The following is a 21,846-nucleotide window of genomic DNA, read 5'->3' on the forward strand; positions in this document are numbered from 1 at the left end:
CGGACGGCAGTACTTGGAACCGATTCAGTACACTCGGAACCAACTCATATGCTTTCAGAATAACAGCTTGAACGATAAAAATCAATAACCCTAAAAGCAATTTTTAACAAATCTCTCAAAGAATCGGCTCTGTATCTTGTTTTGAAAGCGATGCTGCATCGGGGAAAACTGCTTAAAAGAATATTCGCTGTTCCGGAAAAATTTTTCATTCCAATAAAGCAAAAGCTGTCCTGCTGCTTTTTAGAATTGATTTTGCTTTGGTTGCAATTGCTGCGGAAAGTGCCCATATCGGGCGGCAGGAGAAACGGAGTACCAACCCCTCGTTTTGTCTGGACAGAATAAAAGCCCGGCAGCATACCGCTGCCGGGCTCAGACTGTTGAGAAAATTGCACAACCGCGAAATCAGGAAACAATTTTGCTTCCTGTGCTGCTGCGTGCCTGCAGGGCAGAGGAACCCGCAAAGTGCAGTCGCATACAACAAGAGTGAGACTGTACTTTGCGGCGTTTGCCGTTTGTCTTGTGCAAATTTCGGCGGCCTGCATGTTTTTTGAAAAGCAGATCAGATTTCCTTTTTGACCTGACAGCATGCGGGAGAAACGGAGTCTGCAGTCCCTTCCGAGCTCTCTTTTTTCAGCAGATAAATGGTTGCTGCGGCAGTCAAAGCATAAAGAAGAGTCATAACCAGCATGATGATGTCGGTATTCAGGCCCAAATCGCTTCTCATTACCTGATAGCTGCCCAGGAAACCAAAGAAGATAAACACTGCGGCAGAAATCAGCTTCACTGTCCGCTCCGGGATCTTCTTACACAATACAACGCCGATGATGATTCCAATGCCGTCGGCGATCAGCATGCCCAGCGTGGTACCGGCCAGAATCCAAAGCGGGTTTGTGGGGAATTTTGCGGCGAGCGCCACCGTGGTCAGCTGGGTCTTGTCGCCCATTTCCGCAATGAAAAACGCGATTGCCACCGTCGCAATTGCCCCGAATTTTGTGGTTTTGTTTTCCTCTCCATCCAGCTTGTCCCCCCGGATGGTCCATAACCCGAAAAAGATAAACGACAGCGCGGCAATCCCCTGAATCCATACCTGGATCGTTTCAAAGCGCGTCAGCATATGGCCAACAGCCACGGCCAGCGCATGGTTTAAAATCGTGGCCAAAAAGACACCGATCATGACCTTAGTAGCTTTGTATTTTGCTGCGAAAGCCATTGCCAAAAGCTGTGTTTTGTCTCCCATTTCGGCTAAGACGACTGCGCCCAGTGAAAAAACTAAGGCTGTGATTCCCATTCTACTTCCTCCGTTTGTAATAAGAATTACAAAAGAAAAACCCAAGTATAGCTTTAACAGCTATACTTGGGTGTGTTACTCAAAACGTGGAGATCATGTATAGCCAATAAAGGTATACATGAGTCTCGTTAATTAAGGCAAGCCAGACCTGGTCGAGTCATTGTGTTGACTTGCCGCATACATAAAGTATGCAAACTACTCCCTCATGGGTTTTCAATTGTGGCTTCATTATACTGTGTGCAAGCGGGAAAGTCAAGTAAATCATTCCAAGTGAAAGAAATACGGACAAATGCGCATCAGCAGAATCATGGGTTGGCAGGCAGCGGTGCATGCGGCCTGTCCCATTTGTTCAGGGTACCAAAGGGTTCTATGTCCTTGGGTGACAGGGCGATGGGAAATACATCCGGTATAAAACTTTGCCGTTTGCTGTGCTGTTGTGGAGACAGCACAGGGTTCAAAAAATCCCCCAAATGAAGAACACCGGAGGATTTTTTCTGGGATGCTGCCGTAACGAACGGATGTGTTTAATCGGATTCTTCCTCAAGACGTTTTGCTAACCGTTCCATACATTTGTGACATACATTGTGGTCTTTGTACTTCGAAATTCGATCCATGCTCCCACAGAAAATACAGGATGGCTGGTATTTCTTCAGAATAATCGCAGAATCTTCCACGAAAATTTCCAAAGAATCTTTTTCTGTGATGTTGAGAGTGGATCTAAGCTCTTTTGGCAGTACGATACGCCCGAACATATCGACTGGCCGAACAATCCCCGTAGATTTCATGATGGTTCCTCCTAATCATAACCAATACCAATATGAATTCCCAATAAATTGATATTGCGAGTTAATAATACCTTTTTTTGGCATTTGTGTCAATCAACAAACAGTGAATAATTCTTTAATTTTACAATATGTATTTGTACAAATAAACTTAAAATTTTCATTCTCATGCTGTTCTTTCGATAAAAATGCTTTGGGTATGGAATGAAGCGCTTTTACATATGTATGTACGGGTGAAGAAATATGATGAATTACATTTGGGCTGGAATGATTCTGTTCAGTTGTATCTGCGCTTTGCTGACCGGGCGGCTGCCGGAGCTGTCCGATGCAGTGCTCTCCGGCGCGGCAAGTGCGGTTCAGCTGGTGATTGTTCTGCTGGGCATGATGTGCGTATGGACGGGTCTGATGAAAATTGCAGACGCCGGAGGGCTGACAAAGCTGCTCAGCCGGATGTTTTACCCTGTGATGAGGCTGTTGTTCCCCAAATACCCGAAAGACAGCGCCGCCATGAAGGCGATCTGCATGAACATAACAGCAAATCTGCTGGGGCTGGGAAACGCGGCTACACCGCTGGGGATCGCCGCTATGAAAGAGATGAGCCGCGTCAATAAACGGCCGACAGAAGCCGACAATAATATGGTGATGTTTGTGGTCATCAACACGGCGTCGATCCAGCTGGTGCCTACCTTTATGGGAACACTGCGGGCGCAGTACGGTTCTGCTCAGCCCTTTGATATTGTGCCTGCCGTATGGCTTGCTTCCATTGTGTCGCTGGGGCTGGGTATTTTGGCCGCAAAACTGCTGGAAAGGCGGGAAAACAGGCTTGGCTGATATAGGGAGCATGGTGGTACCGGCCACGATTTTTTTTATTCTCGTTTTCGGCTTTCTTAGGAAGGTGCCGGTGTTTGACGTCTTTGTCAGCGGAGCCAAGGAAGGCGCTATTTCGTGCTTTGAAATCCTGCCGTCCCTGGTGGGGCTGATTCTGGCGGTAAACATGCTCAGTGCATCTGGTGCGCTGGATTTGGTCGCGTCCTTTCTTCGGCCGGCAGCACTGGCGCTCGGCCTGCCGCCGGAGGTGATGCCGCTGGCGCTCATGCGTCCCGTCTCCGGCAGCGGATCAAACGCGCTGCTGCTGCAGCTGTTCCGCGATTACGGGCCGGACAGCTTTGTCGGGCGCGTGGCCTCTGTGATGAACGGTTCGACCGAAACCACCTTTTACGCGATCGCCGTGTACTTCGGTGCGGTGGGAATCAAAAAGACCCGCCATACGATCCCCGCAGCCCTTACGGCCGATCTGGTGGGGTATATTGCTTCGGTGTGGGCGGTTCGTATTCTTTTTTTGTGACGGTAAAGAGGATCAAATGCTTCCTCTTCAATGGCGGGCATGCCTCCCGCTTCAAAATTCCTAATAAATATACAGTTCAATCGGGAAAAATCGATGCAGAAGGGAGCGTGTTTCATGAAACACGCTCCCTTTGAATGGTTTTGATTCCGACAAGGAATATACAGAAAATAAGAGTGCCTTTTTCGGGAAAAAACAGCAGGAATGCCGGATGAGAGCAGTTTTGGGTATTGCGTATTCAGTCGGATTTGGGTATAATAACCTTCGTGAAAAATCGGGGGAGGATGCACTTATGCTCTTAACGCTGGATATCGGCAATACGAATATTACGATTGGTGGTTACGAGGGGAAGAAGCTTCGATTTGTATCCCGAATGGCGACCGACCGTTCCCGAATGGAGGATCAGTACGCAATCGAACTGCGCGATATCCTGGATATTTACGGGGTAAAGGTGATAGATGTTACAGGGGCAATCATCGGCTCGGTGGTGCCGCCGGTAACGACCTATATTACCCGTGCCATTCGAAAGCTGACTAAAATAGAGCCTGTTGTCGTCGGGGAAAAAACCGTGACCGGGCTGGATGTTCGCCTGAACCCGCCGGAAGCGCTGGGCGCGGACCTGGTGGCGGGCTGTGTGGCGGCGGTTGAGCTGTACGGCGGCCCCTGCATTATATGGGATATGGGCACGGCTACGACGGTCTCTGTGATCGACAGCAACGGCAGTATGCTGGGCGGCTGCATTATTCCCGGCGCGGGCATCAGCATGGAGGCGCTTACCTCCCGCACGGCTCAGCTGCCGGCTATCAGCATGGAAGCGCCGGATAAGGTGGTCGGTACCAATACGGTGGACTGTATGCGCTCCGGCCTGATTTATGGACAGGCCTCCATGGTGGACGGAATGTGCGACCGAATTGAGGAAGAGCTTGGGGTAAAGTGCAAGGTGATTGCCACCGGCGGACTGTCGCGCGACATCGTTTCTTATTGCCGGCGCGAGATTATTTACAGCTGCAATCTGCTGCTGGAGGGTCTGCGGATGCTGTATGAAAAAAATCTGCCGGTATAAATATTTGACATAGACTATTCTTTTTGCTATACTAAAATAAAGTTTTATAGGATTCCGCGGCATCTGCCGGTCTGGATCAGGATAAAACACACAGGATACTGTGTTCACAGAAGGATGCAGCCTGGGAGGTCTCTAAGATTTCCCGGGCATTTTTTCTGTGATGAACAGAAAGGAGTTGTAGCAAAAATGCAGTGGGTCTTTTTGCTGATCGCAGGATTGTTTGAGGTGGTTTGGGCGGTCGGGCTGAAGATATCCGAAAACTTCAGCAAATTAGTCCCCAGTGCGGTGACGATTGTGGGGCTGATCGCCAGCATGTATTTTCTGTCGCTGTCGCTCAAAGAGCTGCCGATCGGTACCGCCTATGCCATCTGGACGGGGATCGGCACGGCCGGAACGCTGATTTTCAGCATCTTCTGGTTTCGGGAGGCGATCACTCTGCCGCAGGTGCTGTGCGTCATGATGATCATCGGCGGGGTAGTGGGGCTGAAATTGCTGTCGCCCTCTTAATTTCTGATTCCTCTTTGATCAATCAGTTCTATGAAAAACATTGCCCGGCAGGTTTCCCTGCCGGGCAATGTTTTTCAGCTTTTTATCGAAATTCTAGGTGATTGCATGTTAAGTAAGGCTGCCCACCCGGGTGTTCAGCCAGTTCAGCAGCAGGTGCTTCGCGAATGGCTCTGTTTCAAACCGGGTACACAGTTCGTCCAGCTGGGCATACGAATACCCGAACTCTTCCTCGAACAACTCTTCGCACCAGACCAGCTCTTTTAAATAAGAAGCCACTTCTTCCGCGTGAGAGAAAATATGCAGGCTGAGCTGAAAATCCTCGCGCTTCCAGTACCGGTTAAACCGGCTGCAAAAACGGCGCAGGGCTATTTCCCGCTGTTCCCCGGTGCGCTGCCATACGGCGCTCAGCTCGAAAACAAAGCCGCTCATCGCAAGGCGATGGGGGGAATCGGTTGTCTGAACCATCTCCAAAAGCTCCGCCGTGGACTGGATGGGTACCATCAGACGATCGTTTTCGGGGTGAAGCACATAGTAAAACACGGTGGGAAGAAAAATATACTGCACAAAGCCCAATACGGATTCGGTGTCCGGGTAGCAGGCCCAGTTGCTGTCGAGCAAAAAGCGCCGCTCGTCCGCAACGCAGGCGTTGACGAAAACAGGCTGCCGGAGTTCCTCCGGCGGCACAAACAGATCGTTCCACACGTCCTGCTTTCCGAGGGTCCACTCCCAGAATCCGGGCTGCTGATATTTACAGGCCGGGCTGCGCATGGCGGTTACCTCGAATAATACTCAACGACCAGCTGATCGTTGACTTCCACCGGAATTTCTTCACGGTTGGGCAAACGGGTCAGCGTGCCGCTGAAGGCGTTGAAATCGCGCTCCAGATAAGGAACAGCGAACCCCCTGCCGTCCAGAAAATTGGTACGGAACAGCTCGTTGCTTCTGGATTTTTCGCGCAGCGTAATAACATCACCCGGCTGAATTGCATAAGACGGGATCGAAAGCTTCTTGCCGTTCACCAGAATGTGGCCGTGTGTTACCTGCTGGCGAGCCAGACGAATGGAGTTGGCAAATCCAATTCGATATACCATGTTATCCAGACGGCACTCAAGCTTCTGCAGCAGAGCATCGCCGGTCTTGCCTTTGGATTTTTCCGCCGCGCGGTAATAACGGACCATCTGTTTTTCCAGAATGCCGTAGTACGCCTTTACCTTCTGTTTTTCGGTCAGCTGCATGCTGTATTCCGAAACTTTTCTTCTCTTGTTGAATGCCGGTGCGCCCGCGCGGTTCATGGCCTTGGGGTGCCCGCAAACATTAACCCCCAACCGGCGGCATTCCTTAAAACGAGGGCCTCTTCTTGTTGCCATTCCTGTCTGTCTCCTTTATTCGTTTCTGATTTTGCAGTCTAAAAGTTAGCGAACGCTAACTTTGGGGCAGCGACCCCCGCCGCAAATAGCTGTTACAGTGAGCGCGTCCATGATTAGGTACGCACAAGATGATCGTGTTAGAAAAAACTAACAAAAGCATTATAGCAGATTCAGGTTCCGTTGGCAAGAGCGGATTCCGGATTTTTTCGGTTTGTGTGCAGGTGCAGCCCGATTCGGGATGAGTGAGAAGATCGTGTGAAATCGGGCTCTGCCAAAATGGTTTCGCTGCGGAATGCGCCGTTCTGTACCGGCGGGGTCATGACATGATTACGCCCCGCAGGCCATCGAGCAGGAATTCCTCAAAGCTGTTTGCCGCGCCCCAGTCAAAACGGAACAGCCCTTCTCCGCCGCCTCCGCTGACGTAGTGCATGCGGGTTCTGCCCTCAAAATCATCCAGCGTCACCGTAAGGGTCAGGCGGTTGCTGGCCCGCCAGTAGTGCTTTTCATAAATCAACACCACGCACTGGCCGGCGCCTCTCGCGTTCACGGTGTAGCTGTCGATCTGCTCGCCGGTGATGCTTCCCTGTACAATGATTTCATTGATTCTCTTCATCGCATCGAACAGGCTGATCGAAAGAAAAACAGTGTTTTCCATCCAGGAAATCCTCCTTCATACGTGATTTAAAATAATTGATCAAGTTACGGATCAGGCAGAATCGAATCCGATAAAGCCTCTTTCATCCAATCTTGAAAGGCGGCCGCCGCGCCCAGGTCGAAGTCCCAGGTTTTGACGTCGGTGCCGGAAAAATGAACCCGGGTCGTTCCAGTCAAATCATCCAGAACGGCCTGCATCACCAGATAATCGCGCCCGGTGCGCATGTAATATTTTCGGTATGCCGTAGCCGCAACCTGTTTTCCTTCCGGTGTGTTTAACCGGTAAGCCTCGAACGCCCAGCCGCTCATCGCGCTGTCGATCCTCTTGTTCAGGCGTTCCAGCGCCTCTTCTACCGAAAGGAAAACGAAAAACGTCATTTCCATGATGTTCCCCCCTTAGGACTGACGCTTACCCGAAACAGGCCGTGCTGATTGCAGTAAGCATAGAGCATTCCCGCACCGGTCATCGCAAAGCGGGCCTCGGGGTTCTGTTCCGGGTACAGCTTTTTCATCCGAATCTGATCCGGCGTGATCAGGGCAAGAAACGAAATAAAGTGATCCTTTTCCATCGGGTGCCTGAGCGTAACATAATACTCATTTTCTACCTGCTGCACACAGACACCGTGCGCCTCATCGGCTTCCTCCGCTTCCTGCACCGGCAGGGTGATGCCGCAGCAGGTAAACGAGCCCTGGCCAAGCGAGTGGATCACGTTACCGCATACCGGGCAGACATAAATGCAGGTGCGCAGCATGTTGCCGGAGCGGTTGCTGTTGGTCACCTGTTCCCCCGATAAAAGCTCCGCAACGGAGACCCCGAGTGCTTTCGCCAGCGGCTCCAGAAGAGAAATATCCGGCAGGCCGCGCTGCGTTTCCCATTTGGAAACAGCCTTGTCGCTCACGGTCAGCAGATCAGCCAGCTGACGCTGGGTATATCCTTTTTTCTCACGCAGGAATTTTATCGTGGTTCCCGTCACATACTGTATCATATGAAAATTCTCCCTTTGCAGTTGTCCTTCTGCTGAAAATGATGGATTTCTTCCCCGTTGAAAGTGGGAAGAAACTGCCGTAGTCTGTCAAACGGCCATTCTTCGCCAGAATAACAAATATGCAGCCCCAAAGCAACCTACGCTTTGTAGAGAGGAAAACGGGGCAGAGGCGATACTATCAGTATGCCCTCAGAAAAAGCAGTTGTCAACAGACCGTAGGGAAAGTCGTGCAGCCGCAAAATCATTCTACGGTTTTGCTTGCAGCGTTTCTGTATGTCTGTAGGGCGGTCACGCCCCGAAAATTAGTCCCATAGAACAACCATCCTTTTTCTTTGTTGGTTTTGCCGCCTTCTTTGGTGTGTTCTAGACGACCCGCATGTTTTTCGGCAGGCTCTGTCCAGAAAGGTTTCGATGAGAAAGCCCGCCGCAGAATTCTTGACAAAATACGTGTTTGGTGGTAGCCTTAGAGCAGTATTTTTAAATAACAGAAAAGGCTAAGACGAAGAGAGTAAGCTTTTTACAAAATGCAAAGCGAGCCGGGGAGGGTGTGAGCCCGGCCAGAGTAGGGAAAGACGAAGATCACTTTGGAGCCGCAGGCTGAATCAGAGTAGGCCGTGCCGGGATTCCCCCGTTACCGGGATAGCATATGGCGGTATGTAAAAGGGTGGTATAACGAAGTTTGGCCTTCGTCCTGATTCGGGACGAAGGTTTTTTTGTTCGTTTGAGCGTAATATTGTAGGAGGTACAGACCATGTATCAAAAAGTATCCACAGATCTTCATTTTGTGGACCGTGAAAAAGAAGTGGAGCAGTATTGGCAGGAGAACCATGTGTTTGAAAAAAGCGTGGAAACCCGCCGCAAGGGAGCGCCTTATGTTTTTTATGATGGCCCGCCTACGGCGAACGGCAAGCCGCACATCGGCCATGTGCTGACCCGTGTCATCAAAGACCTGTTGCCCCGCTACCAGACCATGAAGGGCAAGCAGGTGCCGCGCAAGGCCGGCTGGGATACGCATGGCCTGCCTGTAGAGCTGGAAGTGGAAAAGCTGCTGCACATCAACGGCAAAGATCAGATTGAAGCCTACGGCTTGGAGCCTTTCATCGATAAATGTAAGGAAAGCGTCTGGAAGTACAAGGGCATGTGGGAGGATTTCTCCCGCACGGTCGGCTTCTGGGTGGACATGGATCACCCCTATGTCACCTATGACAATAACTTTATCGAGTCCGAATGGTGGGCGTTAAAGCAGATTTGGGAGAAAGAGCTTCTGTACAAGGGCTTCAAGATCGTTCCTTACTGCCCGCGCTGCGGAACGCCGCTGTCGAGCCACGAGGTGGCGCAGGGGTATAAGGACGTCAAGGAGCGCTCCGCGATTGTCAAGTTCAAGGTAAAAGGAGAAGACGCCTACATTCTGGCGTGGACGACCACCCCGTGGACTTTGCCCTCAAACGTGGCCTTATGCGTGAACCCCGACGAAAGATATGTAAAAGTCAAAAAAGACGATACCGTTTATTATATGGCGGCGGAGCTCGTGAACACCGTTCTCGGTGAGGACGCTGAGATTCTGGAAAGTTTTGTCGGCACCGATCTGGAATATAAGGAATACGAGCCGCTGTTTCCCTTTGTGCAGCCGAAGGAGAAGTGCTGGTTCGTCACCTGCGACCGTTATGTCACGCTGACAGACGGTACCGGCGTGGTTCATACCGCGCCTGCGTTTGGTGAGGACGATGCCCGTGTGGGACGTGTTTACAACCTGCCGTTTGTTCAGCTGGTGGACGGCAAGGGGCAAATGACAAAAGAAACCGCATGGCCCGGCGTGTTCGTCAAAGACGCCGACCCGCTGATTCTGGACGACCTGAAAGCAAGGGGCCTGCTGTTTGCCGCGCCGAAGTTCGAGCACAGCTACCCGTTCTGCTGGCGCTGCGACACCCCGCTAATCTATTACGCAAGAGAATCCTGGTTCATTAAAATGACTGCGGTCCGCGAAAATCTGATCCGCAACAACAACACCGTCAACTGGATTCCCCCGGCCATTGGCAAGGGCCGTTTCGGCGACTGGCTGGAAAACGTGCAGGATTGGGGCATCAGCCGCAACCGTTACTGGGGCACGCCGCTGAATATCTGGGAGTGCGAATGCGGCTGCCGCCATGCGGTCGGCAGCATCGAGGAGCTCAAAAAGATGTCCCCGAACTGCCCGGAGGACATTGAGCTGCACCGCCCCTATATTGATGCCGTCACCATCACCTGCCCCGACTGCGGCAAGCAGATGCACCGCGTGCCGGAGGTGATCGACTGCTGGTTCGATTCCGGTTCCATGCCGTTCGCACAGCATCATTATCCCTTTGAAAACAAGGAGCTGTTCCACGAGCAGTTTCCGGCGGACTTTATCTCTGAGGCGGTCGATCAGACCCGCGGCTGGTTCTATTCGCTGATGGCGATCTCTACGCTGCTGTTCGATCAGGCGCCGTTCCGCAATGTCATCGTGCTGGGCCATGTTCAGGACGAAAACGGGCAGAAGATGTCCAAATCGAAGGGCAATGCGGTCGACCCGTTCGATGCGCTCGAAACGTACGGCGCAGATGCGATCCGCTGGTATTTTTACAGCAATTCGGCGCCGTGGCTGCCGAACCGTTTTTATGGCAAAGCCGTGGTGGAGGGTCAGCGCAAGTTCCTTTCTACCCTGTGGAACACGTATGCGTTCTTTGTGCTGTACGCCAATATCGACGAGTTTGACGCTACCCAGTACCGTCTGGAACCCGACAAGCTGACGCTGCTGGATAGATGGCTGTTCTCGCGTCTGAATTCGATGGTGCGCGACGTGGACACCAATCTGGAAAATTACCGTATTCCCGAGGCAGCCCGTGCGCTTCAGGATTTTGTGGACGATATGAGCAACTGGTATGTGCGCTGCAGCCGCGAGCGCTTCTGGGTGGAGGAAATGACCCAGGATAAGATCAGCGCGTATATGACTCTGTACACCGCTCTGGTGACGGTGGCGAAGGCCGCGGCCCCGATGATCCCGTTCATGACGGAGCAGATTTACCGCAACCTGGTGTGCAGCATCGACCCCAAAGCGCCCGAAAGCGTGCATCTGTGCCTTTTCCCGCAGTGCGAGGAATCCATGATCGACATGAAGATGGAAGAGGACATGAAGCAGGCCATGCAGATCGTCACGCTGGGCCGCGCGGCCAGAAACGAGGTCGGCATGAAGATCCGCCAGCCTCTGGCGAACCTGTTCATCCACGCGGAGCGTGATCTGGGCGAGGATTATCGCGGGATCATCCGCGAGGAGCTGAACATCAAAACGGTTCACTTTGTGTCGGATGCGTCCGATTTCTCGGATTACCGCTTTAAGCCGCAGCTCAAGCTGCTCGGTAAAAAGTACGGCAAGCAGATCAACGAAGTCCGTGAGGCTCTGGCTGCCCTGAACGGCTCCGCCGCGAAGAAGGAGCTGGATCAGAACGGCTCGATCAAGCTCTCGATCTCTACCGGAGAGATTTCTCTCACCGCGGAAGAGCTCCTGATCGAAACCGCCCAGAAGGAAGGTTTTGAGTCCATGTCCGATAAGGGCGTGACCATCGTGCTCGATACGACCCTGACCCCCGAGTTGGTGGAAGAGGGTTTTGTGCGCGAGATCATCAGCAAGCTGCAGTCCATGCGCAAGGATGCCGGCTTCGAGGTGACCGACCGCATTATCGTGTACCAGAACGGCAACGATAAGCTGGCCGACCTTCTGTGGAAAAACCGTGAACAAATCAGCCGCGAGGTGCTGGCGGACGAAATCCGCCTTGGCGAAACCGATGGATACACCGCCGAATGGGATGTCAACGGGGAACAGACTACGTTTGGCGTCGTGAAGGTTTCGTAAGCAGATTGAGCAGATATTAAGAATCAGATTCAAGTAAACGGGGAGAAGAACCAAAGATGATTCTTCTCCCGCAATACAGGCCCGAAGCCGGATCCATTTTCCGGCTTCGGGCCTGCTTTCTTTGTGTTTATCCGTCTGTTCTCTCGTTGTTTTGCAGCAGAAACCTGGCTGCCGCGGTGTTTTCCTCCGCGACAAAAATCCGGTACTCATCGCCGCTTTCCGGGCCGAAGTGCACTCTGGTCAGCATGGGGGTTCTTCCGCCCAGATTATTTCTGGATTCCCGGAAGGCGCGGTTTTCCGTCTTGGTTTTAAACGGCAGGCCGTGCTCTCTCAACACATTCTGGCCGCGGAAAAATTGTTCCGGATTGGTGCTGAAAAAGACCTCGTGCCAGCGGGGAGAAAAAAGACCCATGAGAAAGGCCTCCTGTTTGCTTTGTCCGTGAGTTATTCTTTGCCGTAAGAGCAGCAATAGTCCACGGGCTCCTGCATTTCAATCTGGAATTTGCTGTTGGCGGGAACCTCAAAGCTCTGTCCTGCCTCAATGGTCTGCCATTCTGTCCGGCCCGGCAGGAGTACTCTCACTGTGCCCGCCAGAATTTCCATCAGCTCGCTGTCTCCTGTTCCGAATTCGTATTGTCCGGGCAGCATGATGCCGAGGGTTTTTCTGGTACCGTCCTCAAACAGCACAGTGCGGCTGGTCACTTTGCCGTCAAAATAAATATTGGCTTTCTTTACTATGGTAACATTCTGAAACTGTTCCATGTTTTGCCCTCCATCGCATGTCGTGTAGTGTGCTTTTTCATATTATCACGTTAAATCGCTTTTCGCAATCCTCTGCTTCGTTCGGCGCTGTTTCTTATATTTTTCCCCGCATATTGAGAAATTGGATGCAGAAGAATATAATGAAACCAATTCTAAGCTGTCTGGTTTGCGTTTCAAAAGGAGGAGGGAATCCAGTTGTTCGGTAAATTTACGGTCAATTCCGATCAGGATCATATCAGTGTGAAAGACTTTCGCCCCGATGACACCATCGGTCTTTCCAAAGAGGACATTGAGGAGAAGTATAAAAAACTCCATGACGAGTTTGAGGAGCTGCAGGAAAAGTTCTATGCCTCGAAAAAGTATGCCCTTTTGATCGTGCTTCAGGGGATGGACTGCAGCGGGAAGGACGGCACCGTGCGAAAGGCGCTGTCCGGTATCAACCCCAACGGCTTTTATGTGGAAAACTTCAAGGTGCCCACGCCGCTGGAGCTCAATCACGATTATTTGTGGCGTGTCCACCAGAAAACGCCGAAGCGGGGGGACATCGTCGTCTTTAACCGCTCGTATTATGAGGATGTGCTCGTGACGCGTGTGCACAGGACGATCGACGACGAAACGGCGCACAGCAGGTTTGATGAGATCCGCGAATTTGAAAAATACCTGGTCAACAACGATACGATTCTGCTCAAGTTCTTTCTGCATATTTCGAAGGACTTTCAGCAGAAAAAGCTGGAGGAGCGGCTGGAAACCCCCGAAAAGAACTGGAAGTTCTCCGCGGCTGACCTGAAAGAGCGGCGCTTCTGGGACGAATACCAGCACTGCTATTCCGATGTGCTTTCGCACTGCAGCACAAAAGAAGCGCCGTGGTATGTGGTTCCGGCCAATCACCGGTGGTTCCGCGATTATTTTGTGCTCAGCGTGATCGTGAAAACGCTCAAAGAGCTTTCGCTGGAATTCCCGGCGATCGACGGCGATGTGCGGGAGCTGATCAAGGAAGTAAAGAACAACAAGTAGTTTCAAACTGTTGCAGAAGCGATGCGGCTTTGTTTGCAGCAGGGCTGTGTTCTGTTTTTTTGATGCAGGCGTTATGCCGGTCAATTTGAGTTCAACTGTTGGTGTTTTTCGCCCGGACAAGGCTCCTGAATCGGGGCCTTGTCCGTTTTTGCGTGGAGTCGTTTGGGACTTCATCACAATGGCGTGTAACCTCCCGTTTTGTGCTCGTAGTATTTTTGTCAAATGATTGAATATTTTGACGCAAAATGGTACAATTAATTTTCATGAGGTAGGTGAACAGGTTGAGGTTGAAAAAATGGCTGGTGTCCCCTCTGAACAAAGAGCGTGCGGCGCAGATTGCGGAGGAGTACGGTCTTCCGTTTTTTCTGGCAATGATGTTGGAGATTCGGGGCGCACACCGGCGCAATCAGATAGAAGAATTGTTGGGAGAAAGGTCGGAGCTGTCCGACCCGTTTTTAACAGCGGATATGGACAAGGCGGCGGAACGGATCCGCCGTGCGCTGGACGATTTTGAGAAAATCGCAATTTATGGGGATTACGATGCAGATGGCGTGACCGCCACGGCTATTTTGTACTCTTACCTGGAGTCTTGCGGCGGCAATGTGATGTATTATATTCCGGAGCGTGAGGGGGAGGGCTACGGCCTGAATCTGAATGCGGTGGAATTTCTGCACAGCAGGCAGGTAAACCTGATTATTACGGTGGATAACGGTATCGCCTCGGTCAAGGAAGCCGAGTATGTCAAAGAACTGGGGATGGAACTGATTGTCACCGACCATCACCGTGCGCAGGAGGTTCTGCCGGACGCGGTGGCGGTGGTGGATCCCCACAGGCCGGACGATGCTTCTCCCTATAAGCAGTTTGCGGGAGTGGGCGTTGCCTTTAAGCTGATTATGGCGCTTGAGGGCGAAGACTGCGATCTGGAAGGCTTGATTGAAAACTATGCCGATCTGGTTGCGGTGGGCACCATCGGCGACGTGGTGCCGCTCACCGGCGAAAACCGGCTGCTGGTGCGCGAGGGGCTGCGATTGCTTTCGCGTACAGACCGCCTTGGCATCCGCGAGCTGCTCGAGCGCTCCGGTATGGCAGGGCGGCAGCTGACTGCAGGGAACGTGGCCTTTTCGATCGTGCCGCGCATCAACGCGACGGGCCGCATCGGTTCGCCAGGCAGGGCCGTGCGCCTGCTGGTCAGCGAAGACCCCGACGAGGCGCGCGAGCTGGCAGAGGAAATCTGCGACGACAACGATTGCCGGCGGCAGATTGAATCCGAGCTGTTCCAGAGCGCCCTGCAGGATTTAAAGGAGCACCCCGAACGCCTGTACGACCGCGTGCTGGTCGTCGCCGGGCGCGAATGGCACCACGGCGTGATCGGTATTGTGGCGGCACGTCTGGTTGATCACTTTGGCAAGCCCTGCATGGTCATCTCGTATTCGGGGGATCAGGCCAAGGGCTCCGGCCGCAGCGTCGAGGGCTTTTCTTTATTCGAAGCGCTCTGCTCCTGTTCGGAGCTGTTTACAAAATTCGGCGGGCATCCCATGGCGGCCGGTATCAGCCTGCCCGCAGAGAATATCGAGACGTTCCGCGAGGCGGTCAACCGCTACGCGGCCGGTGTTCCGGATGCGGTTCCCACCCTGCGGCTCGACTGCAAGCTGCGCCCTGCCACGCTCAGCACGGAGCTGCCGGGCCTTTTGCAGGCGCTGGAGCCGTTCGGCACAGACAACCCGGCGCCGCTGTTCGGGCTGTACCGTATGCGTCTTGAAAAAATCACCCCGGTGGGGGAAGGAAAGCATTTGCGGCTGATGTTTTCCCGCGACGGAACCATGACGAACTGCATGCTGTTCCATACCACCGCAAAGGAGTTTCCCTATGAGCCCGGGGATGAGCTGGATTTGGCCGTTACGCTGGACGCAAAGGAATTCCGCGGTGAAATGCAGCTTTCTGTGTTTATCCGGGAGATGAAGCTGTCGGCATTGGATACAGACGCGTTTATTCGGGGCAAGCTAACCTTTGAAAAATATAAGCGGGGAGACGATCTCACTCTGAAAGAAGCGGAGGAGCTTCTGCCGGATTACACAAATTTTGCACAGCTGTATCGCTTTTTGCGGGAGCGGGGCGGCTGGTCGGGCGGGGCGGAGCTTCTGCTCTACCGGTTCGACGGCGGCAAAATAGGCTACGCCCGGCTTCTGACCGCATTGGAAGTATTTGCGGAGCGCGGCCTGCTTTTGCTTCAGCAGAGCGGCGATCAACTAAATGTTGAGCTGTGCGAAACAGATCAGAAGGTCAATTTGTTTGAATCCCCAATATTATGTGATATTAACCAAATCAAAGAAGATGGTGTTGCACATGACTGATACAACTTCAAAAACCTATGATGATCTTCTGCAGGCGATGGAAACGAGCGGCCACGATTTTGATCTTGATCTGATCGGGCGGGCGTACCGGCTTGCGGAAAGCTCCCACACGGGGCAAAAGCGCCTTTCGGGCCAGCCGTACATCATTCATCCTGTGTCGGTCGCGTGCATCCTCGTGGAGCTTGGTATGGATTCGGAGTCCGTGGCGGCGGGCCTTCTGCACGATGTCGTGGAAGATACCTCCGTCGGGCTCGATCAGATCAGAAAGCAGTTCGGGTCGGATATTGCCAGTTTGATCGACGGCGTTACCAAGCTGGGCCGGATTCCCTATTCCTCGCGCGAGGAGCAGCAGGCGGAAAACATCCGCAAAATGCTGATCGCCATGTCCGAGGATATCCGCGTCATTATCATCAAGCTGGCGGACCGCCTGCACAATATGCGTACGCTGGAGTACATGACCCCCCAGAAGCAGCGCGACAAGGCGCTGGAGAACATGGAGGTTTACGCCCCCATCGCGCACCGTCTCGGTATCCGCGCCATCAAGGAGGAGCTGGAGGACCTTTCTCTGCGCTACCTTGACCCGATTGCCTACCAGGAAATCGAAAATACACTTGAGCTGCGCAAAAAAGACCGAGACCACTTTATTGAAACGACCAAGGCGCTGGTCTACGACCGTGTTTCCCGCATGATCCCCAATGTGTACCTTCAGGGCCGCGTTAAGAGCATTCACGGCATTTACCGCAAGGTGTTCATGCAGGGCCGCAGCATGGATGAAATTTACGATATTTACGCGGTGCGCGTGATCGTGGATACCGTCAACGACTGCTATAACGTTCTCGGCATCATTCACGACATGTTCCGTCCGCTGCCGAACCGCTTTAAAGATTATATTTCCACGCCGAAGCCGAATATGTACCAGTCGCTTCACACCACGGTGATCGGCAAAGAGGGAATCCCGTTTGAAGTGCAGATCCGTACCTGGGAAATGCACCACACAGCGGAATATGGTATCGCGGCGCACTGGAAATACAAGCTCGGCCTTGCCGGCAAGGGCGATTCTCTTGAAAACCGCCTGGCATGGATTCGCCAGATGCTCGAAAACCAGAAGGACAGCGACGCGACCGACATCGTGCGCAACATCAAATCCGACCTTGTGCCGGAAGAGGTGTTTGTCTTTACGCCGAAGGGAGAGGTCATCAACCTGCCCATGGGCGCCACAGTCATCGACTTTGCCTATGCCATTCACAGCGCGGTGGGCAACCGCATGATCGGCGCCAAGGTGGATAAGCGCATTGTCCCGATCGACTATAAAGTCAAAAACGGCGAGATCATCGAAGTCCTCACCACAAAGGAAGCTAACCACGGCCCCAGCCGCGACTGGCTCAAGATCGTGAAAACGAGCGAGGCGCGCAATAAGATCCGCCAGTGGTTCAAAAGAGAGCGCCGCGATGAAAATATTGTGGAGGGCCGTGCCGAGGTAGAGCGCGAATTAAAGCGCAACGGCATCGCGCTCACCGAAGAAGAACTGAAAAACTTCCTGCTCGGCATTGGGCGCAAGGTCAGCTGCAATACGATGGACGACGTGTACGCGGCCATCGGTTACGGCGGAATCCAGCTGTGGAAGAACATGCCCCGCCTGCGCGAGGAATACCTGAAAACGAGAAAGCCGGCGCAGACAACGGAACGCAAGCAGTCCCAAAGCCCCATCAAACGGGCGGCGGGCGGCGTTCTCATCGACGGCATGGAAAACTGCCTGATCAAGTTCTCGCGCTGCTGTAACCCGCTGCCGGGCGACGAGATCATCGGCTTTATCACCCGCGGCTTCGGCGTGTCCGTTCATAAACGGTCCTGCCCCAACGTGCCGCGGAATATCGCAGAATCCCCCGAGCCGGAACGCTGGGTTTCCGCGCACTGGGAGAGCGGCGAGGTCAAGGAGGAATTCAAATCCACCCTTGAAATCGTGGCGGAGGTCCGCCCGGGACTTCTTGCCGACCTGACCCAGCAGATGTTTACCCTGCGCCTGTTCATCCACTCGCTGAATTCGCGCGAAACAAAGGACGGCAAAACAATCATTTCCGCTACCATCACCGTCAACGGTATCGACCATCTGGCCGGCGTGATCTCGAAGCTGAGCGGAATCGAAGGCATTCTGTCCGTTCGCCGTTCCTGAGGGCTTGGTATCCCCTCACGACTGATTGGAAGGAGACTCGGCTTATGAAAATCAACGCAATTACCGGCGGACTGCTGGAAGAAAATTGCTATTTGCTCACCGACGACGAAACCGGCCTTTCCGCCGTGATCGATCCCGGTTTTACTTCTGCGCGGCTGGATGAAGCCATCCGCGCTCTGCCCGCGGAAAAAGTGACGCTCTGCCTTTTGACCCACGGCCACTTTGACCATATCGACGGTGTGCCGCACGTCAAAGAGCTGACGGGGTGCGAGGTGTACATCTCCCGTCCCGACGCGCCCTGCGCCGGCGACCCGGACATCAGCCAGGGCAGCATGCTGCCCTCGATCCGGCACGAGAGCTTTGTGCCGGACCACATTTTCGACGACGGGGACGTCATTGAGCTGGGCAGCCTGAAAATCAAAGTGCTGTTTACGCCCGGGCATACCGTCGGCAGCTGCTGCTTTCTTGTGAATGATGTGATCTTCAGCGGCGATACGCTGTTTGCCGGCTCTATGGGAAGAACCGATCTTGCCACCGGCAGCAGCCGCGACATGCAGCAGTCCCTGCAGAAGCTTGCCAATCTGGAGGGCGACTACTATGTCTATCCCGGCCACGGCCCCTCCACAACCCTGGAGAGAGAAAGACGGTACAATCCGTTTCTAAATGAAGAGGAATTTTATTGATGGTTCTGTTGGTCGACGGGCACCCGTATCATTACGAAATGGAAAATCTGTGCCGGGTGTTCCTGCCTTATGAAGAAATCAAAACGGTGTTTGAAGTCCCCGAAGCGCTGCCGGAAACGCAGACCACCGTTTACACGGGCCTGCGGCAGCAGGGCGGTCAGGTGCAGATTTCCGTACGGCTGCACCTGGGCGGCCGGATGCTGGAGGACAGCAGGTCCTTTCCGGAGTCCATCTTACGGATGGACAAAGAAGCGGAGCGCCTGATGGCGGTGATGCTGTTCGAGCTGTTCGCCGAGCGCTGCGGCTATCGCCCGCAGTGGGGTATTCTGACCGGCGTGCGCCCGATCAAGCTGCTGCGCCGTCTGTGCGGGCAGATGGGCCGGGAGCAGGCCATCGGGCATTTTACCTCCGGCTTTCTTGTCACACCCGAAAAAACGCGGCTGAGCGTGGTGACGATGGACAACGAGCAGAAAATCCTGTCCAAATCCCGTCCCGAATCGTACAGCCTTTACATTTCCATCCCGTTTTGTCCCACGCGGTGCGCGTACTGCTCGTTTGTGTCGCAGTCGGTGGACAAGGCCATCCGGTTGATGCCGGAATATGTTTCCCTGCTGTGCAAAGAGCTGAAACATACGGCAAAGGTGGCTGGGGAACTGGGCCTTCGGCTCGAATCCGTCTACATCGGCGGCGGAACGCCCACGACCCTTTCACCGGAGCAGCTGCGCACGCTGCTCGATACGCTCTGCACCCATTTCCCGGTTTCGTCCTGCCGCGAATTTACGGTGGAGGCCGGCCGGCCCGATACCGTAACGCCCGAGCGCCTGCAGGTGCTCAAAAAATTCGGCGTGACCCGCATCAGCATCAATCCCCAGACGATGAATGACGAGATTTTGGAGCGGATCGGCCGCCGCCACACCACCGCGCAGACGGTTTCGGCGTTTGAGCTGTCCCGCAAAATAGGCTTTGACAATATCAATATGGATTTGATCGTCGGGCTGCCCGGCGATATGGTGGAGGGCTACCGAAGCACGCTGGAACAGGTGCTGCGGCTTGACCCGGAGAGCGTTACCGTGCATACGCTGGCTCTGAAACGTTCCTCCCGGCTGAACCAGTCGGAGCGCGACGGCTTTGATCCCGACGCTGCTGCGGCCGCGCAGATGCTTGACGACACCGCGAAAAGCCTGTTTTCGTCCGGGTACGAGCCATACTATCTGTACCGGCAGAGCCGTATGGTCGGCAATCTGGAAAATACCGGCTGGGCCAAGCCCGGCTGTTACAGCGATTATAACGTGTACATCATGGATGAGACCCATACGATCCTGGCCTGCGGCGCAGGCGCCGTCAGCAAAGTCAAGGACCCGTATTCCGATACGCTGCGGCGTATTTTCAATTTTAAATTTCCGTATGAATATGTCAGCAGACATGAGGAAATGATTGCAAGGAAGGAGCAGGTGAAAGAGCTGTATGAACTATTTCGCAAATAGCTACGTCAAATATGTCGATCACCTCGAGCAGATCAACGAGGCGGCCAAAACCGACCCGATCGGCATGATCGAGCAAATTGAATCCGCCTATCGCCGGTACCTGGGCTCCATCGTCAATACCATCACGGAAAATCCGGAGCGAAATAAAATCATTCTGCTGGCCGGGCCGTCCAGCAGCGGCAAGACCACAACCATGGAGATCATGAAAGAGATGCTCCAGAACCGCGGGGTTCGCTGCGCGACGATCTCTCTGGACGATTTTTACCGGGGTGAAAGCCAGGCGCCTCTCCTGAAAAACGGCGATCACGATTATGAATCGGTGGATGCGCTGAATGTTCCCGTGCTGGAGAGCTGTATGATGAACCTGATTGAAACCGGACGCTGCGATGTGCCGGTATTCGATTTTTCCATCCATCAGCCGACAGGCCATACAAAGCCGGTGGCTCTGCCGGAAAACGGCGTGGCCATTTTCGAGGGAATCCATGCGCTGAACCCGCGCATCAGCGCGCACCTGCCGCAGGATCACCTGCTCAAGCTGTACATCAGCGTCAAGCAGGATATTAAAGACAGCGCGGGCGTGGTGCTGTCGCACAACGATCTGCGGTTTATCCGCCGCGTGGTGCGCGATTACAGCTTCCGCGGTGCCGGCCCCGAGCGAACGCTCTCCATGTGGCAGAATGTGCTTGACGGCGAGAACAACTATATCCGTCCGTACAAGAGCGTGAGCAACATCACGATCAATTCCATCCACATGTATGAGCCCTGTATTCTGCGCCGTAAGGCCATCCCGCTGCTGCGCGAAATTTCGTGCGAGCATCCCCGCTATCACTACACCAGCCATCTCCTCACACAGCTCGAACGCTTTGTGCCGGTGGACGAAAGCCTTGTGCCGGAAAACTCCATTCTGCGGGAGTTTATCGGCGGGAGCATCTACCAGAGCGCCGTGGAATAAGTTTCGGATGATCGGCAAAGCCGCGCTGCCGCAAATTGCGAAATAATTTGATTTCGCTGCGTCAGTTTCGCGCCGCCCGGCGGTTTTCGACAGTCTGAATGCTTTTTACAGGTTTGGACCATTTTGCACACAAATAATTTATAATTTGTTTACAGGACAGATTCTTGCATTGTTAGCCAAATAGGTGGTATAATCGAAGTAACAAAAATCGAAGGAGCGTGTCTACGATGGGCCTTTTTGAAGATGTTGTCATCAATGCGAAATCGGCGGCGAATGCGGTCGGGAAAAAAGCCGGTCAGCTTGTGGATGTATCCAAACTGAAAATCAGTGCGGCCGAGCTGAATAACGAAATCAACAAAAAGTATGAGGCTTTGGGCAAAGCGGTTTACGACGCCAAAAAAGCAGACAGCGATCCTGCGGATTTGGTAGCCGAAGCAATGGTCGCGATTGACGAGCTTCAGGATCAGCTAAAGGCGCTCGAGGAGCAGATTCAGGAAGCTTCTGCCCAGCTGTAATCCCTTTTGAGCAAAACAAACGAATGAAACGCCCGGATTCCGTTTTGGCGGAATCCGGGCG

Annotated in this window: 22 protein-coding genes; 12 read left to right on the top strand and 10 right to left on the bottom strand. The window is 53.4% G+C overall.

The window, feature by feature from the left end; translation table 11 throughout:
* Positions 1 to 44 precede the first annotated feature (44 nt).
* The 3 genes from HMPREF1141_RS14995 to HMPREF1141_RS15005 form a co-directional block, all read right to left on the bottom strand.
* The gene (locus tag HMPREF1141_RS14995; RefSeq protein ID WP_155863671.1) at positions 45 to 413 is read right to left on the bottom strand and encodes a hypothetical protein; all 369 of its coding nucleotides are present in this window, start codon (positions 411 to 413) and stop codon (positions 45 to 47) included.
* A 146-nt stretch (positions 414 to 559) separates the two neighbouring features.
* A complete protein-coding gene (locus HMPREF1141_RS15000; protein WP_009066082.1) occupies positions 560 to 1,288 on the bottom strand; it encodes a TMEM165/GDT1 family protein in 729 nt (242 codons plus the stop codon).
* Positions 1,289 to 1,812: 524 nt separating this feature from the next.
* On the bottom strand, positions 1,813 to 2,073 hold the full coding sequence (locus HMPREF1141_RS15005) for an AbrB/MazE/SpoVT family DNA-binding domain-containing protein (protein ID WP_009065992.1): 261 nt from the start codon (positions 2,071 to 2,073) through the stop codon (positions 1,813 to 1,815).
* A gap of 240 nt (positions 2,074 to 2,313) precedes the next feature.
* Here HMPREF1141_RS15005 and HMPREF1141_RS15010 point away from each other — a divergent pair, with 240 nt between their 5' ends.
* The 4 genes from HMPREF1141_RS15010 (at position 2,314) to HMPREF1141_RS15025 (ending at position 4,982) form a co-directional block, all read left to right on the top strand.
* Complete coding sequence (locus HMPREF1141_RS15010; protein WP_009066003.1) at positions 2,314 to 2,901, top strand: nucleoside recognition domain-containing protein; 588 nt, start codon at positions 2,314 to 2,316, stop codon at positions 2,899 to 2,901.
* Positions 2,894 to 3,415 carry a nucleoside recognition domain-containing protein gene (locus tag HMPREF1141_RS15015; protein WP_155863672.1) on the top strand — a complete coding sequence of 174 codons (522 nt, stop codon included), beginning with the start codon at positions 2,894 to 2,896 and terminating at the stop codon, positions 3,413 to 3,415. The genes HMPREF1141_RS15010 and HMPREF1141_RS15015 overlap by 8 nt, the downstream gene beginning before the upstream one ends.
* Before the next feature lie 289 nt (positions 3,416 to 3,704).
* Positions 3,705 to 4,475, top strand: coding sequence for a type III pantothenate kinase (locus tag HMPREF1141_RS15020; RefSeq protein ID WP_035317273.1), 771 nt, complete (start codon positions 3,705 to 3,707; stop codon positions 4,473 to 4,475).
* Positions 4,476 to 4,661: 186 nt separating this feature from the next.
* Positions 4,662 to 4,982, top strand: coding sequence for a multidrug efflux SMR transporter (locus HMPREF1141_RS15025; RefSeq protein WP_009065976.1), 321 nt, complete (start codon positions 4,662 to 4,664; stop codon positions 4,980 to 4,982).
* A 108-nt stretch (positions 4,983 to 5,090) separates the two neighbouring features.
* Here HMPREF1141_RS15025 and HMPREF1141_RS15030 read toward each other — a convergent pair whose 3' ends face one another.
* The 5 genes from HMPREF1141_RS15030 to HMPREF1141_RS15050 form a co-directional block, all read right to left on the bottom strand.
* Complete coding sequence (locus tag HMPREF1141_RS15030; RefSeq protein WP_009065989.1) at positions 5,091 to 5,750, bottom strand: hypothetical protein; 660 nt, start codon at positions 5,748 to 5,750, stop codon at positions 5,091 to 5,093.
* 5 nt (positions 5,751 to 5,755) lie between these two features.
* Positions 5,756 to 6,349, bottom strand: a complete 594-nt coding sequence (rpsD, locus tag HMPREF1141_RS15035; RefSeq protein WP_009066097.1) for a 30S ribosomal protein S4 — start codon at positions 6,347 to 6,349, stop codon at positions 5,756 to 5,758.
* Positions 6,350 to 6,665: 316 nt separating this feature from the next.
* Positions 6,666 to 7,004, bottom strand: coding sequence for a DUF6054 family protein (locus HMPREF1141_RS15040; protein WP_009066020.1), 339 nt, complete (start codon positions 7,002 to 7,004; stop codon positions 6,666 to 6,668).
* A gap of 44 nt (positions 7,005 to 7,048) precedes the next feature.
* Positions 7,049 to 7,387: a hypothetical protein gene (locus tag HMPREF1141_RS16945; RefSeq protein WP_009065983.1), complete on the bottom strand. Its 339-nt coding sequence runs from the start codon at positions 7,385 to 7,387 to the stop codon at positions 7,049 to 7,051.
* A complete protein-coding gene (locus tag HMPREF1141_RS15050) occupies positions 7,378 to 7,989 on the bottom strand; it encodes a helix-turn-helix domain-containing protein (RefSeq protein WP_009066070.1) in 612 nt (203 codons plus the stop codon). The genes HMPREF1141_RS16945 and HMPREF1141_RS15050 overlap by 10 nt, the downstream gene beginning before the upstream one ends.
* Positions 7,990 to 8,740: 751 nt before the next feature.
* Here HMPREF1141_RS15050 and ileS point away from each other — a divergent pair.
* Positions 8,741 to 11,854, top strand: a complete 3,114-nt coding sequence (gene ileS / locus HMPREF1141_RS15055) for an isoleucine--tRNA ligase (RefSeq protein ID WP_009065918.1) — start codon at positions 8,741 to 8,743, stop codon at positions 11,852 to 11,854.
* Positions 11,855 to 11,981: 127 nt separating this feature from the next.
* On the opposite strand, the gene HMPREF1141_RS15060 is transcribed toward ileS, so the two are convergent.
* Both HMPREF1141_RS15060 and HMPREF1141_RS15065 read right to left on the bottom strand, forming a co-directional pair.
* Entirely contained in the window at positions 11,982 to 12,266 is a 285-nt protein-coding gene (locus HMPREF1141_RS15060; protein ID WP_009065954.1) for a hypothetical protein, read from the bottom strand.
* A 32-nt stretch (positions 12,267 to 12,298) separates the two neighbouring features.
* A complete protein-coding gene (locus HMPREF1141_RS15065; protein WP_009066092.1) occupies positions 12,299 to 12,616 on the bottom strand; it encodes a pyrimidine/purine nucleoside phosphorylase in 318 nt (105 codons plus the stop codon).
* 195 nt (positions 12,617 to 12,811) lie between these two features.
* Here HMPREF1141_RS15065 and HMPREF1141_RS15070 point away from each other — a divergent pair, with 195 nt between their 5' ends.
* From HMPREF1141_RS15070 to HMPREF1141_RS15100, 7 genes are all read left to right on the top strand, one after another.
* Positions 12,812 to 13,630 (top strand): PPK2 family polyphosphate kinase, encoded by an 819-nt coding sequence (locus HMPREF1141_RS15070; RefSeq protein WP_009065901.1) that lies wholly within the window; start codon positions 12,812 to 12,814, stop codon positions 13,628 to 13,630.
* A 287-nt stretch (positions 13,631 to 13,917) separates the two neighbouring features.
* Positions 13,918 to 15,981 (top strand): single-stranded-DNA-specific exonuclease RecJ, encoded by a 2,064-nt coding sequence (recJ, locus tag HMPREF1141_RS15075; RefSeq protein ID WP_242824617.1) that lies wholly within the window; start codon positions 13,918 to 13,920, stop codon positions 15,979 to 15,981.
* Positions 15,974 to 18,151 (top strand): bifunctional (p)ppGpp synthetase/guanosine-3',5'-bis(diphosphate) 3'-pyrophosphohydrolase, encoded by a 2,178-nt coding sequence (locus HMPREF1141_RS15080; protein WP_009066051.1) that lies wholly within the window; start codon positions 15,974 to 15,976, stop codon positions 18,149 to 18,151. Before recJ ends, HMPREF1141_RS15080 begins: the two co-directional genes overlap by 8 nt.
* 44 nt (positions 18,152 to 18,195) lie before the next feature.
* Positions 18,196 to 18,834: an MBL fold metallo-hydrolase gene (locus HMPREF1141_RS15085; protein ID WP_009065972.1), complete on the top strand. Its 639-nt coding sequence runs from the start codon at positions 18,196 to 18,198 to the stop codon at positions 18,832 to 18,834.
* Positions 18,834 to 20,318 carry a coproporphyrinogen dehydrogenase HemZ gene (hemZ, locus tag HMPREF1141_RS15090; RefSeq protein ID WP_009065966.1) on the top strand — a complete coding sequence of 495 codons (1,485 nt, stop codon included), beginning with the start codon at positions 18,834 to 18,836 and terminating at the stop codon, positions 20,316 to 20,318. The genes HMPREF1141_RS15085 and hemZ overlap by 1 nt, the downstream gene beginning before the upstream one ends.
* A complete protein-coding gene (locus tag HMPREF1141_RS15095; RefSeq protein ID WP_009065938.1) occupies positions 20,299 to 21,270 on the top strand; it encodes a nucleoside kinase in 972 nt (323 codons plus the stop codon). Before hemZ ends, HMPREF1141_RS15095 begins: the two co-directional genes overlap by 20 nt.
* Positions 21,271 to 21,497: 227 nt before the next feature.
* A complete protein-coding gene (locus HMPREF1141_RS15100; RefSeq protein WP_009065899.1) occupies positions 21,498 to 21,785 on the top strand; it encodes a hypothetical protein in 288 nt (95 codons plus the stop codon).
* Positions 21,786 to 21,846 lie beyond the last annotated feature (61 nt).

Origin of the sequence: Clostridium sp. MSTE9 (assembly GCF_000277625.1) — a bacterium.
Lineage (GTDB): Bacteria > Bacillota > Clostridia > Oscillospirales > Acutalibacteraceae > Faecalispora > Faecalispora jeddahensis.